Source organism: Pantoea sp. S-LA4, assembly GCF_054482835.1.
The window spans coordinates 2881287-2897972 of record NZ_JBTLRC010000002.1 but is presented as its reverse complement, the minus strand read 5'-3'; the positions used below and the strand labels follow the sequence as shown (position 1 = coordinate 2897972).

The 16686-nt window shown below is 53.1% G+C and carries 17 protein-coding genes and 6 tRNA genes; 18 read left to right on the top strand and 5 right to left on the bottom strand.

The genetic code is table 11. From position 1 onward, the window contains the following. Positions 1 to 45: 45 nt before the first annotated feature. The 13 genes from ACX3P5_RS14445 (at position 46) to luxS (ending at position 8688) form a co-directional block, all read left to right on the top strand. The gene (locus ACX3P5_RS14445; RefSeq protein WP_233987301.1) at positions 46 to 564 is read left to right on the top strand and encodes a regulatory protein RecX; all 519 of its coding nucleotides are present in this window, start codon (positions 46 to 48) and stop codon (positions 562 to 564) included. Between the two features lie 133 nt (positions 565 to 697). After that, a complete protein-coding gene (gene alaS / locus ACX3P5_RS14440; protein WP_458968907.1) occupies positions 698 to 3325 on the top strand; it encodes an alanine--tRNA ligase in 2628 nt (875 codons plus the stop codon). Positions 3326 to 3575: 250 nt separating this feature from the next. After that, positions 3576 to 3761, top strand: coding sequence for a carbon storage regulator CsrA (csrA, locus tag ACX3P5_RS14435; protein ID WP_008927091.1), 186 nt, complete (start codon positions 3576 to 3578; stop codon positions 3759 to 3761). A 284-nt stretch (positions 3762 to 4045) separates the two neighbouring features. After that, a tRNA-Ser gene (locus ACX3P5_RS14430) sits at positions 4046 to 4138 on the top strand. An 8-nt stretch (positions 4139 to 4146) separates the two neighbouring features. Further along, positions 4147 to 4223 (top strand) — tRNA-Arg (locus ACX3P5_RS14425). A gap of 85 nt (positions 4224 to 4308) precedes the next feature. Next, a tRNA-Arg gene (locus ACX3P5_RS14420) sits at positions 4309 to 4385 on the top strand. A gap of 58 nt (positions 4386 to 4443) precedes the next feature. Then, positions 4444 to 4520: transfer RNA gene (locus tag ACX3P5_RS14415), tRNA-Arg, on the top strand. Positions 4521 to 4578: 58 nt separating this feature from the next. Then, positions 4579 to 4655, top strand: a tRNA-Arg gene (locus ACX3P5_RS14410). Between the two features lie 191 nt (positions 4656 to 4846). Next, positions 4847 to 4923, top strand: a tRNA-Arg gene (locus ACX3P5_RS14405). A gap of 468 nt (positions 4924 to 5391) precedes the next feature. After that, positions 5392 to 5958: a fructose-1-phosphate/6-phosphogluconate phosphatase gene (yqaB, locus tag ACX3P5_RS14400; protein ID WP_458968906.1), complete on the top strand. Its 567-nt coding sequence runs from the start codon at positions 5392 to 5394 to the stop codon at positions 5956 to 5958. Then, positions 5955 to 6383 carry a YqaA family protein gene (locus ACX3P5_RS14395; RefSeq protein WP_233987304.1) on the top strand — a complete coding sequence of 143 codons (429 nt, stop codon included), beginning with the start codon at positions 5955 to 5957 and terminating at the stop codon, positions 6381 to 6383. The genes yqaB and ACX3P5_RS14395 overlap by 4 nt, the downstream gene beginning before the upstream one ends. Positions 6384 to 6414: 31 nt before the next feature. Continuing rightward, on the top strand, positions 6415 to 8022 hold the full coding sequence (gene gshA, locus ACX3P5_RS14390) for a glutamate--cysteine ligase (RefSeq protein ID WP_233987305.1): 1608 nt from the start codon (positions 6415 to 6417) through the stop codon (positions 8020 to 8022). 150 nt (positions 8023 to 8172) lie between these two features. Then, a complete protein-coding gene (gene luxS / locus ACX3P5_RS14385; protein ID WP_094121081.1) occupies positions 8173 to 8688 on the top strand; it encodes an S-ribosylhomocysteine lyase in 516 nt (171 codons plus the stop codon). Positions 8689 to 8743: 55 nt separating this feature from the next. Here the strand turns inward: luxS and ACX3P5_RS14380 are convergent, their stop codons facing one another. Together ACX3P5_RS14380 and ACX3P5_RS14375 are read right to left on the bottom strand one after the other, a co-directional pair. Continuing rightward, positions 8744 to 10030, bottom strand: a complete 1287-nt coding sequence (locus ACX3P5_RS14380; protein WP_336757300.1) for an HlyC/CorC family transporter — start codon at positions 10028 to 10030, stop codon at positions 8744 to 8746. Between the two features lie 15 nt (positions 10031 to 10045). Beyond that, positions 10046 to 10846 carry a cytochrome C assembly family protein gene (locus ACX3P5_RS14375; RefSeq protein WP_458968905.1) on the bottom strand — a complete coding sequence of 267 codons (801 nt, stop codon included), beginning with the start codon at positions 10844 to 10846 and terminating at the stop codon, positions 10046 to 10048. Positions 10847 to 11011: 165 nt separating this feature from the next. Here ACX3P5_RS14375 and ffh point away from each other — a divergent pair, with 165 nt between their 5' ends. From ffh to rplS, 5 genes are all read left to right on the top strand, one after another. Further along, complete coding sequence (ffh, locus tag ACX3P5_RS14370; protein ID WP_233987308.1) at positions 11012 to 12373, top strand: signal recognition particle protein; 1362 nt, start codon at positions 11012 to 11014, stop codon at positions 12371 to 12373. 141 nt (positions 12374 to 12514) lie between these two features. Continuing rightward, positions 12515 to 12763, top strand: coding sequence for a 30S ribosomal protein S16 (rpsP, locus tag ACX3P5_RS14365; protein ID WP_003849041.1), 249 nt, complete (start codon positions 12515 to 12517; stop codon positions 12761 to 12763). Positions 12764 to 12781: 18 nt separating this feature from the next. After that, positions 12782 to 13330: a ribosome maturation factor RimM gene (rimM, locus tag ACX3P5_RS14360; protein WP_233987309.1), complete on the top strand. Its 549-nt coding sequence runs from the start codon at positions 12782 to 12784 to the stop codon at positions 13328 to 13330. Between the two features lie 35 nt (positions 13331 to 13365). Beyond that, positions 13366 to 14130, top strand: coding sequence for a tRNA (guanosine(37)-N1)-methyltransferase TrmD (trmD, locus tag ACX3P5_RS14355; protein WP_094121076.1), 765 nt, complete (start codon positions 13366 to 13368; stop codon positions 14128 to 14130). 42 nt (positions 14131 to 14172) lie between these two features. Further along, positions 14173 to 14520 (top strand): 50S ribosomal protein L19, encoded by a 348-nt coding sequence (gene rplS / locus ACX3P5_RS14350; protein ID WP_031374778.1) that lies wholly within the window; start codon positions 14173 to 14175, stop codon positions 14518 to 14520. Positions 14521 to 14669: 149 nt separating this feature from the next. Here rplS and ACX3P5_RS14345 read toward each other — a convergent pair whose 3' ends face one another. From ACX3P5_RS14345 to ACX3P5_RS14335, 3 genes are all read right to left on the bottom strand, one after another. Continuing rightward, positions 14670 to 14888 (bottom strand): ogr/Delta-like zinc finger family protein, encoded by a 219-nt coding sequence (locus ACX3P5_RS14345; protein ID WP_187508653.1) that lies wholly within the window; start codon positions 14886 to 14888, stop codon positions 14670 to 14672. 92 nt (positions 14889 to 14980) lie between these two features. After that, on the bottom strand, positions 14981 to 16159 hold the full coding sequence (locus ACX3P5_RS14340; RefSeq protein ID WP_458968904.1) for a phage late control D family protein: 1179 nt from the start codon (positions 16157 to 16159) through the stop codon (positions 14981 to 14983). After that, positions 16156 to 16683: a phage tail protein gene (locus ACX3P5_RS14335; RefSeq protein ID WP_458968903.1), complete on the bottom strand. Its 528-nt coding sequence runs from the start codon at positions 16681 to 16683 to the stop codon at positions 16156 to 16158. Before ACX3P5_RS14335 ends, ACX3P5_RS14340 begins: the two co-directional genes overlap by 4 nt. Between the last annotated feature and the right edge of the window lie 3 nt (positions 16684 to 16686).

Genomic DNA, 16686 nt, shown 5'->3' with positions numbered 1-16686 from the left:
GTTCTGTCGCCATAATCCTCCTCCCGTTTGTACAAGGTGCGCAGTATGACTGAACAATCTCAGCCCCAATCCAACGTTGTCTCCTTTTCTCGTCTGCTCGATCGCGCGATGCGCATCCTGGGCCAGCGCGATCACAGCCGTGCAGAACTAGCACGCAAGCTGCAACAGTCGGCGCAGCGTGCCGCCTGGGCGCAGCAAAAAGAGCCGGAAATCGTCACCGAAGAGCTGCTGGAAAAAGTGCTGAACTGGTGCCAGGAAAATGGCTGGTTAAACGACGAGCGTTTCACCGAACGTTTTATTCAGAGCCGCAGCCGCAAAGGTTTTGGTTCACAACGGGTGCGTATGGAGCTGGCGCAAAAAGGAATCGATCGCGAAGCAATTGATATTGCGATGGAAGAGACCGAGGTTGACTGGTCTGCCTGCGCTGCCCAGCTGGCTGAGCGTAAATTTGGTCATCCGTTACCGAAAGAATGGAAAGAGAAAGCCAAAGTCCTGCGCTATCTTCAGTCAAAAGGCTTCATGACCGAAGATATTCAGTCCGTTTTCAGAAATTTTGACGACTAAAAGCCGATGTAATTTTACTTCCCACTGAAGAAAATTTATCTTATTCCCACTTTTTGTTCCTCTCATCGGGCGCCGCCAGGATGTGGCATCGCGGAGAAGATGGAACGTTCGTTAGCGTGATTCCAGGATATATATGAGCAAGAGCACTGCTGAGATCCGTCAAGCGTTTCTCGACTTTTTTCATAGCAAGGGACATCAGGTTGTAACCAGCAGCTCCCTCGTACCGAATAACGATCCGACGTTGCTGTTTACCAACGCCGGAATGAACCAGTTCAAAGATGTGTTCCTCGGCCAGGACAAGCGTGATTATTCGCGCGCGACCACCTCACAACGCTGCGTGCGTGCCGGCGGTAAACACAACGATCTTGAAAATGTCGGCTACACCGCACGTCACCACACTTTCTTTGAAATGCTGGGCAATTTCAGCTTCGGTGACTACTTCAAGAAAGAGGCCATTGCTTTTGCCTGGGAACTGTTGACGAGCGAGCAGTGGTTCGGCCTGCCAAAAGAGCGTCTGTGGGTCACGATATATGAGACCGATGACGAGGCTTACGCCATCTGGGCCAACGAGATTGGCGTGCCGCACGAGCGCATTATTCGTATCGGCGACAACAAAGGCGGTGCTTACGCGTCAGATAACTTCTGGCAGATGGGCGATACCGGTCCTTGTGGTCCCTGCAGCGAGATTTTCTACGATCACGGCGATCACATCTGGGGTGGACCGCCGGGCAGCCCGGAAGAGGATGGCGACCGCTACATAGAGATCTGGAACATCGTCTTTATGCAGTTCAATCGTCAGGCGGATGGCACCATGCTGCCGCTGCCGAAACCGTCGGTTGATACCGGTATGGGCCTTGAGCGCATTTCTGCCGTGCTGCAGCACGTCAACTCTAACTATGAAATTGACCTGTTCCAGAAACTGATTCAGGCAGTTGCGCAGGTGACCGGTGCGACCGATCTCAGCAACAAATCACTGCGCGTGATTGCTGACCACATTCGTTCCTGCGCCTTCCTGATTGCCGATGGGGTGATCCCGTCGAATGAGAACCGCGGCTACGTGCTGCGTCGCATCATTCGTCGCGCCGTACGTCATGGCAACATGCTGGGTGCGAAAGATGCGTTCTTCTATAAGCTGGTCGCGCCACTGGTTGAGGTGATGGGAGCGGCCGGTGAAGAGTTACAGCGTCAGCAGGCTCAGGTTGAGCAGGTACTGAAAAGCGAAGAAGAGCAGTTCGCTAAGACGCTGGAGCGTGGCTTAGCGCTGCTGGATGAAGAGCTGGCGAAACTGCAGGGCGATACGCTGGATGGCGAAACGGTGTTCCGTCTGTATGACACCTTTGGCTTCCCGGCTGACCTGACGGCAGATGTTTGCCGCGAGCGCAACCTGAAGATTGACGAAGCGGGCTTTGAGCAGGCGATGGAACAACAGCGCCAGCGTGCACGTGAAGCGAGTGGTTTCGGGGCGGATTACAGCAACGTTATTCGTATCGATGCGGCGTCTTCTTTCAAAGGTTATGACCAGCTGGATTTAGCGGCTACGGTGAAAGCTCTCTACGTGGCGGGCGAGGCGGTAAATGAAGTCACCGCCGGTCAGGACGCGGTTGTGGTGCTGGATGAAACGCCATTCTACGGTGAATCAGGCGGCCAGGTGGGTGATACCGGCGTGCTGACAGGGAAGAATGCTGAATTTAGCGTGCAGGATACACAAAAATATGGTCAGGCGATCGGTCATATCGGTAAGCTGACGTCAGGGCAATTACGTATCGGCGATCGCCTTGAGGCTGTAGTTGATGCGGCACGCCGGGCGCGTATCCGTCTGAACCACTCCGCTACTCACTTATTACATGCCGCACTGCGTCAGGTCCTGGGTGATCATGTAGCGCAGAAAGGGTCACTGGTTAACGACAAGTACCTGCGTTTCGACTTCTCGCATTTCGAAGCGATGAAACCTCAGGAGATTCGTCAGGTCGAAGATATCGTCAACGCGCAGATTCGCCGCAACTTGCCGGTGGAAACTGAAGTGATGGATCTTGAAGCGGCGAAGTCCAAAGGTGCCATGGCGCTGTTTGGTGAGAAATACGATCAGCGCGTGCGCGTGCTGACCATGGGTGATTTCTCAGTTGAGCTGTGCGGCGGGACTCACGCGGCACGTACCGGCGACATCGGCCTGTTCCGCATTCAGGCGGAGTCAGGGACTGCAGCCGGTATTCGTCGTATTGAAGCGATTACTGGTGAAGGTGCGCTGGCGCAGGTTAACGCCCAGAGCAGCCAGCTACAGGATCTGGCGCAGCTGGTGAAAGCCAACAGCAGCAACCTGAATGAGAAAGTACGCGGTCTGGTTGATCACGTACGGGCGCTGGAGAAAGAGTTACAGCAGCTGCGCGATCAGCAAGCTGCGCAGGAAAGTGCGTCACTGAGCAGCAATACCATCGATGTAAAAGGGGTGAAGCTGCTGGTCAGTGAGCTGAGTAATGTCGAGCCGAAAATGTTGCGCACCATGGTCGATGACCTGAAAAACCAGCTTGGCTCTGCCATCATCGTGTTAGCAACGGTGGCGGAAGGTAAAGTGTCGTTGATCGCAGGTGTGACCAAAGATCTGACCGATCGGGTTAAAGCCGGTGAACTGATTGCGGGTCTGGCGCAGCAGGTCGGTGGAAAAGGCGGTGGTCGCCCGGATATGGCGCAGGCTGGCGGAACCGATGCGGGTGCTCTCAAAGGCGCTTTAGCAGGGGTTGAGGACTGGGTCAGCAGCCGTCTGTAAGTGAATTAAAACAAGGCATCGTATAAAGCGTCAGAACGGTTGTTCCGGCGCTTTTTAATAGGATGTTAAAGCAGCAAATGACAAAGTCAGGTTGATGTAGTGTATTTCGGCTAAACTAACTATCAGCAGAATGTATTAGCGCATCGATGTGCATTGGTGTATTTCTCATACTCATTGTGCAGCGTTAAATGATGGATAATGCCGGGAGCCTGTACAAGCCCGACTCTTTTAATCTTTCAAGGAGCAAAGAATGCTTATTCTAACTCGTCGAGTTGGTGAAACCCTCATGATCGGTGATGAGGTGACTGTAACGGTGCTGGGTGTTAAAGGTAACCAGGTTCGCATCGGGGTTAACGCTCCGAAAGAAGTGTCTGTGCATCGCGAAGAGATCTATCAACGCATCCAGGCTGAAAAAACGCAACAAACCAGCGTTTAACGGATTCAGCGTCTCGCACTTGTGCGAGGCGCTACCGCTTTTTGCGTAAAACCTGCCTTTTTCTTTTCTCCCGCTTATCCCCTTTTTTGTTAACTCCATCATCTTTCATTGTTGATAATTCACTCTTTTTGTCGCCATTTTGTCCCAATTGTGTGTGATTTGCTCAATCAAACAAAGTTTCGGAAAAATTGTTTGACTTAAAAGTCCGGGAAAGTAATATGTGCGCCACGCAGTGCCGATGAGCGGAAACAAAGTTCAGCGGCGCAGTTCGGAAGAACGCGTAAGGTGAGGTGGCCGAGAGGCTGAAGGCGCTCCCCTGCTAAGGGAGTATACGGTCAAAAGCTGTATCGAGGGTTCGAATCCCTCCCTCACCGCCATTTCCGATGCATCCATAGCTCAGCTGGATAGAGTACTCGGCTACGAACCGAGCGGTCGGAGGTTCGAATCCTCCTGGATGCACCATTCGGAATAAAAGAAGTAAAGTGAACTAGCAATTCCTTTCATGGTGAGTAGTTAGCACCCTGCGTTGTACAAGAATTAAACCAATGCATCCATAGCTCAGCTGGATAGAGTACTCGGCTACGAACCGAGCGGTCGGAGGTTCGAATCCTCCTGGATGCACCATTCTTAGTATCATTCCCAGGTTGATTTCTGTAAGTCCATAAAAAAGTTATTCCCCAATGCATCCATAGCTCAGCTGGATAGAGTACTCGGCTACGAACCGAGCGGTCGGAGGTTCGAATCCTCCTGGATGCACCATTCTTAGTATCATTCCCAGGTTGATTTCTGTAAGTCCATAAAAAAGTTATTCCCCAATGCATCCATAGCTCAGCTGGATAGAGTACTCGGCTACGAACCGAGCGGTCGGAGGTTCGAATCCTCCTGGATGCACCATATCTTCGGATAGGGAAAGCGCCTCAGTGTGTCATAGCGTGAAAATCGTCAGACTGCACTAAGGAGGATAACGTTGCTCAGCAACGGCCCGCAGGGCGAAGCGCAAGCTGAGTCATCCTCCCGGACACACCATTCTTAGTATCATTCCCAGGTTGATTTCTGTAAGCCCATAAAAAAAGTTATTACCCAATGCATCTATAGCTCAGCTGGATAGAGTACTCGGCTACGAACCGAGCGGTCGGAGGTTCTAATTCTCCTGGATGCACCATATCTTCGGATAGGGAAAGCACCTCAGTGTGTCATAGCGTGTAAATCGTCAGACTGCACTAAGGAGGATAACGTTGCTTCAGCAACGATTCTCGAAGCGAAAGCTGAGTCATCCTCCCCGAAGCACCCTCTGCATTTCTTTTTTACTTCTCCCCATGTTCTCTCCGTTACGTCATCGCTTTATTGCACCTGCTGAAATCCTGTCTGATCTCTCTCTGCTCTGATTGCTAATGTTCAAATCCGGTTTTCTGTTGTTCGCATTTCATTAATGCCTGGCGATCGACGTTGGTCACCAGAATGTAAAAAACGCAGCAATTTCGTACTGTTATTGCCGGTCGCAGGCGATCACCTTTATCTGAAAAGAAAAATTGCTAATGCTTTCAAAGCATTTGCTGTTCATCCACCCTGGCGACAACCTGTGCACATTAGGCTAAAGTAATGTCTCATTTACAGGAGGTCCGGAGTGACAATGTACGATCAATACGACGCCCTGATTTTCGATATGGACGGCACGATTCTCGATACTGAGCCGACACATCGAAAAGCGTGGCGTCAGGTACTGGCGCGTTACGGAATGACGCTGGATGAAGCGCGTATTGTTGGCTTTAATGGTGCTCCGACCTGGCGACTGGCGCAGTTCATCATCGAAACCAACCAGTCGTCTCACGATCCTCATCTTCTTGCCGCTGAAAAGACCGCCGCTGTGAAAGCGATGCTGCTGGAAAATGTTAAGCCGCTCCCGCTGATGGAAGTGGTGAAGGCGTACCACGGCCGTCGTCCTATGGCGGTGGGTACCGGCAGCGAACACAGCATGGCGGATGCGTTACTGACCCAGCTGGGCGTACGTGAGCTGTTCTCCGCGGTTGTCGGTGCTGATGACGTACAGCGGCACAAACCTGAACCGGATACCTTCTTACGCTGCGCCGAGCTGATGGGCGTGGCGCCAGAGCGCTGTATCGTTTTTGAAGATGCAGATTTTGGGGTTCAGGCGGCGAAAGCGGCAGGAATGGATGTCGTGGACGTCCGCTTACTGTGAGTGACTCGCTCGCTTATGCCTCACTGTTTGGCAGCAGTTTTTTAAGTGCGACGCTCCTGCCGGGAAGCTCTGAAGTACTGCTGGTAGCACTATTAATTGCAAAAAAGACGTCAGTTTACGGGTTGCTTTTGGCCGCATCACTGGGGAACACCTTGGGCGGCTTAACCAACATTTTTCTTGGTCGCTTGCTGCCGTTAAAACGTCAGGGGCGATGGCATGACACAGCAATGACGTGGTTGCACCGATTGGGTCCTGCAGCACTGTTATTCAGCTGGTTGCCGGTGGTAGGTGATCTGCTCTGCGTGCTTGCGGGCTGGTTACGCTTCGCCTGGTTACCTGCGATGTTGTTTCTCGCTGTCGGTAAAACACTGCGTTATATCGTTATCGCGACCGCCACTTTACAGGGAATGCAATGGTGGCATTGATTCGCACAGATTCGAGGCTACGGTTAACATTATGCTGAACAAAAATAAATTATTCTCACAGCGGGAGGTTAATGTGATCCCGGACGTATCTAAAGCGCTCTCCTGGCTGGAAGCGCATCCTGATGCCCTCAAGGGTATCGGCCGTGGCATCGAACGTGAAACGTTGCGCGTGCAGGCAGACGGTAAACTGGCGGAAAGCGGCCATCCCGAATCACTGGGTTCGGCGCTGAAGCATGACTGGATTACCACCGATTTTGCCGAAACGCTGCTGGAGTTCATTACGCCAGTGGATCACAGCATTGATCACATGCTGGCATTCCTGCGTGATATTCATCGTCATGTCGCCCGTGAACTCGGCGAAGAGCGTATGTGGCCCTTCAGCATGCCGTGCGAGATTGACGATGCGAACAAGATTGAACTGGCGCAGTACGGTAAGTCGAATATCGGCCAGATGAAAACCCTGTACCGTGAAGGGTTGAAAAACCGTTACGGCGCGCTGATGCAGACCATCTCCGGCATTCACTATAACTTCTCGCTGCCGCTCTCTTTCTGGCAGGAGTGGGCCGATGTGAAAGATCAGGAAAGCGGTAAAGAGACCATCTCTGCCGGCTATCTGCGACTGATCCGCAACTATTACCGTTTTGGCTGGGTGATCCCTTATCTGTTTGGGGCGTCGCCTGCCATCAGCTCCAGTTTCCTGCAGGGCCGCGAGAGCGCGCTGCCGTTTGAAACCAATGATAAAGATACGATGTGGCTGCCGTATGCCACCTCGCTGCGTCTGAGTGATTTAGGCTACACCAACAAATCCCAGAGCTCGCTGGGCATTACCTTTAACTCACTGGAAGGTTATGTCACGGCGCTGAAGAAAGCGATCAAGACCCCGTCAGAAGAGTTTGCTGAGATGGGCACCAAAGATGCCGACGGCAACTGGCTCCAGCTCAATACCAACGTACTGCAGATTGAAAATGAGCTCTATGCACCGATTCGGCCAAAGCGCGTCACGCGCTCAGGTGAAGCGCCTTCTGACGCGCTGCTGCGTGGCGGTATTGAGTATATCGAAGTGCGCTCGCTGGATATTAACCCGTTCTCAGCGATTGGTGTGGACGAGAATCAGGTTCGCTTCCTCGACCTGTTCCTGATCTGGTGTACCCTGGCTGACGCGCCGGAAATGAGCGCAGACGAGCTGCAGTGTACCCGTAAGAACTGGAATCGCGTGGTGCTGGAAGGGCGCAAGCCCGATCAGAAAATCGCGGTGGGCTGTGGTGAAGCTGAACATTCGCTGGTTGAAGTGGGTAAAACTCTGTTTGCCGATCTGCGTCGGGTCGCGGAAGTTTTAGACAGCAACAACCAGGGCAGCACGCAATATCAACAAGTTTGCGATCAACTGGTGGCATCGTTCGACGATCCTGAGCTAACCTATTCGGCGCGCATCCTTCAGGCAATGAAGGACAATGGTGTGACCGGTACCGGCGTGGCATTAGCAGAGCAGTATCGTCATCTGCTGTGCGAAGAGCCGCTGGAAGTGTTGACCGAAGAGGATTTCAGCCGTCAGGCGAAAGAATCGGTGGCGGCGCAGCAGGCGCTTGAAGCTGAGGATAAGCTGGATTTTGAAGCCTATCTGGCGAGCCGGGAAGGGTAGAAAAGAAAAAGGCCACATCAATGTGGCCAAATTAACATCTCTGTTGTCAGGGATGATGATAACAAATGCGCGTCTTTCATATATTCAGACGTTGGGCGAACAGAAAAGTTTCATCGTTTCAAAAAAAATTCTTAAAACAGGAGGTGACGTATGCCACTACTGGACAGTTTTACCGTTGATCACACTATCATGGCCGCTCCCGCCGTACGCGTTGCGAAAACCATGAAGACTCCGCATGGCGATACGATTACCGTTTTTGACCTGCGTTTTTGCCGCCCGAACATTGATATCCTCACTGAGCGTGGCATTCATACGCTGGAGCACCTGTTTGCCGGTTTCATGCGTAACCATCTGAACGGTGACGGCGTGGAAATCGTGGATATCTCGCCAATGGGTTGCCGTACTGGCTTCTACATGAGCCTGATTGGTACGCCTGACGAGCAGCGCGTCGCAAAAGCGTGGAAAGGGGCGATGGAAGATGTTCTGAAAGTAAAAGATCAGAACCAGATCCCTGAGCTGAACGAATACCAGTGCGGCAGCTACAAGCTGCACTCGCTGGAAGAAGCGCAGCAGATCGCCCGCAATGTGCTGGCACATGAGATCGGTGTTAACCACAACGATGATCTGAAACTGCCTGCTGAAAAGCTGAAAGAACTGCACATCTAGTCAGAACTTATCAGCGAAGAGAAACGCCGCGATTATCGCGGCGTTTTTTTGGGATTTAAGAACCGACGGACTTTTTCAGCGGCGTGGCGGGCGTGATGCGGACCTGCTTGATCATGTTGTCCTGCACATCAAGAATATCGATATTGTACTGACTGATTTGCACCCGGGTCTTTGTCTCAGGGATCTCTTCCAGTACCTCCAGCAGCATGCCATTGATGGTGCGGGCCTCCTGCTCTGGCAGATGCCAGTTAAACGCCTTGTTGATTTCACGCACGTTGGCGCTGCCTTCAACCAGCACCGAGCCATCATTCTGCGGCATCACTTCTTCAGCCAGCGACGGTGACATCGAGGTGGTAAAATCACCCACGATCTCTTCCAGAATATCCTCTATCGTCACCAGTCCTTTGATGTCGCCATACTCATCCACCACCAGACCGGCTTTCTTCTTGTTACGCTGGAACTTCACCAGTTGGGTGTTAAGCGGTGTGCCTTCCGGGATGTAGTAGATCTCATCCGCAGCACGCAGCAGCGTCTCTTTGGTGAACTCTTTTTTCTCGGTCATCATGCGCCAGGCTTCACGCACCCGCAGCATCCCGACGCAGTCGTCCAGAGAATCACGGAACAGCACGATGCGACCGTGCGGCGAATGACTTAACTGACGCACCACCGACTTCCAGTCATCGTTGATGTTAATACCGACGATCTCATTGCGCGGCACCATGATGTCATCCACGCTGACCTTCTCCAGATCGAGCACCGATAGCAGCATGTCCTGATTACGGCGTGATATCAGATTACGTGACTCGTAAACGATGGTGCGCAGCTCTTCTTTGCTCAGCGCGGAGTTGACCGAGCCATCGGTGCGAATGCCGACCAGCCGCATCAGCAGCCGGGTAATGGTATTCAGCAGCCAGACCAGCGGCAACATAACGTACTGCAGCGGGCCCAGCAGGAAACTACTGGGATAGGCGACCTTCTCCGGATAGAGCGCTGCGATGGTTTTTGGTAACACTTCGGCAAACACCAGCACCACGAAGGTCAGCACGCCGGTGGCGATAGCGACGCCGGCATCGCCGTAGAGGCGCATCCCGACGATGGTGCTGAGGGCAGAGGCCAGGATATTGACCAGGTTATTGCCGATCAGCACCAGGCTGATCAAGCGGTCAGGGCGACGCAGCAATTTTTCGACGCGACGGGCAGCGCGGTGGCCATTTTTAGCCTGATGGCGCAGCTTGTAGCGATTGAGGGTCATCATGCCGGTTTCGGAGCCAGAAAAATAAGCCGAAACCAGCACCATGATGATCAGCGTAACAATCAGCGTGGTGGTTGAAACATGTTCCAACGCAGAACTTCCTTTTTAACGAGAGGTAGGAATAAGCAGGTGCTGTAAGATGCGACTGCCAAAGTAGGCCATGGTTAACAACAACGCGCCGCTGCAGTTAAACCACACCACACGACGCCCACGCCAACCTTCATGATAGTGTCCCCACAGCAAAACGATATACACAAACCAGGCGATGATCGAGAGCACCGCTTTATCGACGTTTTCCGCGCTGAAAAGATCCTGCATATAAAACAGGCCGGTACAGAGTACCAGCGTCAGCAGCACCACGCCGACCTGCGTGATGTGAAACATCTTGCGCTCAATCGTCAGCAGCGGCGGCATATCCTGGGTAAAGGCCAGCCGTTTGTTTTTCAGCTGGTAATCGATCCACGCCAGCTGCAGCGCATAGAGTGCCGCAATGATCAGCGTAGCGTAGGCGAACAGCGACAGACCGATGTGAATCATCATGCCTGGCGTGGTTTCCAGATGGCTGATAAACGCATTGGGCACAAAAGTGGCAAAGGCGAGGTTGATCAGCGCGAAACTATAAACAATCGGCAGCAGTAACCAGCCACGGTTGCGGGACGCCACAATGGTCATGATGGCGCAGATCAACAGACTGACCAGTGAGCCGATATTCAGCAGGCTGAGGTTCTGTCCGCTATCGACGGCAAAAATACGTTGCTGCAAAGCCACCGCGTGCGTAATCAACGCCACGCAGGCAGAGAGCATCGCCATTCGACGCCAGCCACCGTTACGTTTCAACAGGCTGGGAACGATCAGTGCAAGACTTAGGGAGTAGGCTAACAGCGCCACTATCGCGAAAACGAACATAGATCCTTTCGGGTATCAGTCAGATAAGGAAAACGGCAGTATAGCGCCAGCGGCAGCTGGCACCAAACGATCTCAGGGGCAATTGCAGAGATCGCTGCGCCTTCGTGTTATAATCCGCCGCATTCTGCCGATCAGGCGCCTCGCGATCTTTTTAAGTGAGAGACCATGTTTGATAATTTAACCGATCGTTTATCGCAAACCCTGAAAAATATCAGCGGCCGCGGAAGGCTGACTGAAGAGAACATCAAAGAGACCCTGCGTGAAGTTCGCATGGCACTGCTTGAGGCTGACGTTGCGCTGCCGGTAGTGCGTGACTTCATTAATCGCGTGAAAGAGAGCGCGGTCGGGCACGATGTGAATAAGAGTCTGACGCCAGGTCAGGAGTTCATCAAGATTGTCCGTAATGAACTGGTTACGGCGATGGGTGCAGAAAACAACGCACTGGATCTGGCGGCGCAGCCACCGGCCGTGGTGTTGATGGCGGGTCTGCAGGGTGCGGGTAAAACCACCAGCGTCGGTAAGCTGGGTAAATTCCTGCGTGAAAAGCACAAAAAGAAAGTATTAGTGGTTTCTGCCGACGTCTATCGTCCGGCAGCGATCAAACAGCTGGAAACGCTGGCGCAACAGGTTGGCGTTGACTTCTGCCCGTCCGATCTGAGCCAGAAGCCGGTCGACATCGTAAACAATGCGCTGCGCGAAGCGCGCCTGAAGTTCTACGATGTGCTGCTGGTGGATACCGCGGGTCGTCTGCACGTAGACGAAGCGATGATGGACGAAATCAAACAGGTTCACGCTGCGATTAATCCGGTAGAAACCCTGTTTGTGGTCGATGCCATGACCGGTCAGGATGCGGCGAACACGGCCAAAGCCTTTAACGAAGCACTGCCGCTCACCGGGGTTATCCTGACCAAAGTGGATGGGGATGCACGCGGTGGTGCGGCGCTGTCGATTCGTCATATCACCGGCAAGCCGATTAAGTTCATGGGTGTGGGTGAGAAGACTGAAGCCCTGGAGCCGTTCTACCCGGAGCGTATCGCCTCACGTATCCTTGGCATGGGCGATGTGCTGTCGCTGATCGAAGATATTGAAAGCAAGGTTGACCGCGAGCAGGCGGAAAAGCTGGCGAAGAAACTGAAAACCGGTGACGGTTTCGATCTTAATGACTTCCTTGAGCAGCTGAAGCAGATGCGCAACATGGGCGGGATGGCCAGCCTGATGGGCAAACTGCCTGGCATGGGGCAGTTGCCGGATAACGTGAAGTCACAGATGGATGATAAAGTGCTGGTGCGCATGGAAGCGATCATCAACTCGATGACCCGCAAAGAGCGCCAGAAGCCAGAAATCATCAAAGGCTCGCGCAAGCGCCGCATTGCAACCGGCTCGGGTATGCAGGTGCAGGACGTTAACCGCTTACTCAAGCAGTTCGACGACATGCAGCGTATGATGAAGAAAATGAAGAAGGGCGGAATGGCGAAAATGATGCGCGGCATGAAAGGTATGATGCCGCCAGGTTTCCCTGGACGCTAAGTGTTCCACAAAAAAGCCCGAAAAGACGCGGTTTAGGTTGCTTTTTGCGCCAAAATGAGTAAAATTTTCGGGCTTTTTATACAGCACCCGGACCCCGTTCCTCGATGGGGGCCGGGTGTTTTATTAACTGAAGAGGATGTTATGGTAACAATTCGTTTGGCACGTCACGGCGCTAAAAAGCGTCCGTTCTATCAGGTCGTCGTTACTGACAGCCGCAATGCACGCAACGGTCGTTTCATCGAGCGCGTTGGTTTCTTCAACCCGATCGCATCTGGTCAGGCTGAAGGTCTGCGTCTGGATCTGGATCGTATCGAGCACTGGGTTGGCCAGGGCGCAACGCTTTCTGACCGCGTTAACGCGCTGGTCAAAGAAGCTAAGAAAGCAGCTTAATCTGTCACGGTGGTAAGCATGAGCAGACAACTTGCCGCACAGCCTCCTGTTAACCCGCTGGTGTTGGGTAAAATGGGAGCCGCCTACGGTATTCGCGGCTGGCTCAAAGTGTTTTCCTCCACTGAAGACGCTGAAAGCATCTTCGACTACCAACCCTGGTTTATCCAGCGCGCCGGTCAATGGCAGCAGATCGAACTGGAGGGTTGGAAGCACCACAATCAGGACCTGATCATCAAAGTCAAAGGCGTTGACGATCGGGATGCGGCGGCTCAGTTAACCAATTGCGAAATTCAGGTTGACTCGACGCAGTTGCCATCGCTGGAAGAGGGCGACTACTACTGGAAAGACCTTATGGGTTGCCAGGTGGTTAACCTCGACGGCTACGAGATGGGCAAAGTCATCGATATGATGGAAACCGGCTCGAACGACGTTCTCGTCGTTAAGGCAAACCTGAAGGATGCGTTCGGTGTGCAGGAGCGGTTAATTCCGTTTCTTGATGAACAGGTTATCAGGAAAGTCGATCTCTCTACTGGCGTCATTGAAGTAGATTGGGATCCTGGTTTTTGATCTCCGAATCGAACGGTAACGTAACGGCGAAGACAATGTGGATTGGTGTAATTAGCCTGTTTCCAGAAATGTTTCGCGCTATTACCGATTACGGGGTAACTGGCCGGGCAGTAAAAAACGGTCTGCTCAGCATTCAAAGCTGGAGTCCTCGTGACTTCACGCACGACCGGCACCGTACCGTGGATGATCGTCCTTACGGCGGCGGACCGGGAATGCTGATGATGGTACAACCCTTACGGGATGCTATCTCCGCAGCGAAAGCAGCGGCAGGTGATGGGGCCAGGGTGATATATCTTTCACCTCAGGGGCGCAAACTGGACCAACAGGGCGTTTGCGAACTGGCGGCACGGGACAAGTTAATTCTGGTCTGTGGCCGTTACGAAGGGATAGATGAGCGCGTAATACATGCCGAAATTGATGAAGAATGGTCAATTGGTGATTACGTTCTCAGCGGCGGGGAACTGCCAGCCATGACGATGATTGACGCGGTCGCCCGGTTTATTCCCGGCGTGCTCGGCAAGCAGGCGTCAGCCGACGAGGATTCGTTCTCTGATGGACTGCTGGACTGTCCGCACTATACCCGACCTGAAGTGTTAGACGGCGTGGAGGTTCCGGCAGTATTACTGTCAGGCAACCATGCTGATATTCGCCGTTGGCGCCTGAAGCAGTCGCTAGGCCGTACCTGGCTAAGAAGACCTGAACTTCTGGAAAACCTGGCTCTGACTGAAGAGCAAGCAAGGTTGCTAAGTGAGTTCCAGCGGGAATTTCACCAGCAACAAAACGATGATGTGGAAGAGTGATCTTCCCCGACTATCAGTTTACCCAGGATATGAGATTTAATTATGAGCAACATTATCAAGCAAATTGAACAAGAGCAGATGAAACAGGACGTACCTTCCTTCCGCCCGGGTGATTCCGTGGAAGTGAAAGTATGGGTCGTTGAAGGTTCTAAAAAACGTCTGCAGGCATTCGAGGGCGTGGTTATCGCTATTCGTAACCGCGGTCTGCACTCTGCATTCACTGTTCGCAAAATTTCTAACGGCGAAGGCGTTGAGCGTGTATTCCAGACTCACTCACCTGTAATTGACAGCATCACTGTCAAACGTCGTGGCGCTGTGCGTAAAGCCAAACTGTACTACCTGCGTGAGCGTACTGGTAAGTCTGCTCGTATTAAAGAGCGTCTTAACTAAGGTATCGCTAACGCGACATCTAAAAGTTAATATATATCAGGGGGTTAGCTATAAGCTAACCCCCTTTTTTTTTGAAGTGGCAGCAAATTGGCAGCAGCGGCATAAGCATTTGGCAGCAGGCATAAAAAAACCCGCTTTCGCGGGCTTCATCAGTGGAGCAGTGAGGGCTGGCTTTCGTGTTGCGTGTGAAGGGGAACCCTGTTTATCTGACCTGGCTCAACAATGATACCCGCCACGCTTTCATGAGTCTTGAATGTGCAGCTGCAATTGATATTTTGACACTGGTGATAGCGCTCTTTGGTTTCACGCGAAATATAACGGCTACTTTTAGCGTGAGCAGCAGTCTGGCACTTAGGGCAATGCATCATCTTAAACTTTCCTTGAGCGAGCGAGGCGGGTGGGATGTATGCATTTTGAATAATCAAACTGGATTTTGCAAATTTAAGTTTCACCTTGTTTATTATTCGTCATCTTCTTCTACGGGGTCGGCCTCTGCTGTGTATTCGACGTCAGACAATAGAACTTCAAAATCCAGCTGCGTGGTATACCCGCTGCCGCTCAGGCTATGCGTCACCTTACTGATAATCCACGGCTGCGCATCGATCACCGACTTAAAGCCGCTCACCCTGACCGGCGTCTCCGGGTACAGGTCGGCGCGGCCCATTGCGAGCGTGAGCGAGAACTCAGCGACGCCGCGCTGCAGCTTATCCCATTTCGCTTTAGCCGCCCGCATCGCGGTCGCTTTCGATGCATACACAGTCGTCATGGTAAATATGTTGTCTTCCGTTCCTGCCAGATAATCCCCCTCTCTGGCCTCGTGCGTTTTAGTCGCAGTCGTCTTTTTCTTTTTAGCCGCGGGGTGCTCCAGCGCGCGCAGGTGCTTTACCTTCGGCTTGCGCTTCACCTTAACTTTCTTTGGCTTCGGGTCTTTGGTATGCAGCCAGCTCGCAGAGACGCCGGTGTATGCGCCACGGTCGGCAATGCTGAAGCTGTGCCGGTCGCCATCCTGCCGCGTGATCGTCATCTGCGGGATTGGCTTGCCGCTGGCGGTGACGCCGTTACCGGGCTTTATAAACAGAAGCCGCCCGGCCTTCACTGCCGCAACCGCGCCGTACAGCGTGGCGAGTCGCGTCAGGAATTTAGCGTCAGTCTCCTGCGTCTGGTCAATGTGAGCCACGGCAAGTCCGGCGAATCCATCAGCCAGCATTGGCTTTAAGTTATTGCGCCCGGCTATCTGCGTTACGACTTCCCCCAGGGTGGTGTCGTGATAGGACACTTCCCGGCGGGAATTGAGCGAGCCACGGAAATCAGCACTGCGGGCGCGGATTGTCATGGTGTCCGGCGCGCCATGGTGCTCTACCTCATCAACGGTGAAATTACCTTTGCCGAAAAGCGTCTGGCCTTTCCAGCCGAGAAACAGCGTTATCACCGCACCGCGTACCGGCATAGCCAGCTGCCCGTCGGCGTCGTCCAGCTCAATGTCCAGCTGGTCAGCCTCAAAGCCGCGATTATCGGTCAGCGTCATCGAGATAAGGCGATCCCGGATATTGGTTGTGACGTCCTTAGAGTTAACCTTCAGCATGAAATCAGGCGTCAGTTGCGCCCCGGCCTGCACCGGCAGGCTGCTTACCCCAATCATCCGAGCAGCCCCCCTGCAGAAGAAATCAGGCTACCGGCTGCTGACTTCACACCGTCGATTGCTGACGTGAGCTGCCTTGGCAGATTCGCGGATCCGCTGATAAGCCCGTCAGCCTGTTTCTTCAGATCGCCAAACATAGAGGTAAGCGACTCATCAACGCGCTTCAGGCTCAGGGTAAACATGATTTTACTGGCCGTCCCGTTGGGGTAAAACTCGCTGAAGGTGTTAGAAATACTCTCGATCACGTACATGCCGTAAATCATGCCGCTGCCACCAATCAGCGGCCACGCCATCCCCTCGTCGGCCATCAGGCGGATTGTCATCAGCGACACCGAGCCGCCCGTGATTTCCGGGCGAAGCTCACCGGAAAGCGTAATTTTTTCATCGCCCGGACCGATAAACTGCGCCGACGGACGCTGCCCGAACCGGCTGTTAGTGGGCCAGCGATAGTCGATATTCTGCTGCATGTCCCCGTAAGGCAGGGTCTGTCGCATAAACGGCATCATGCCGTAAATCATCATCATCGG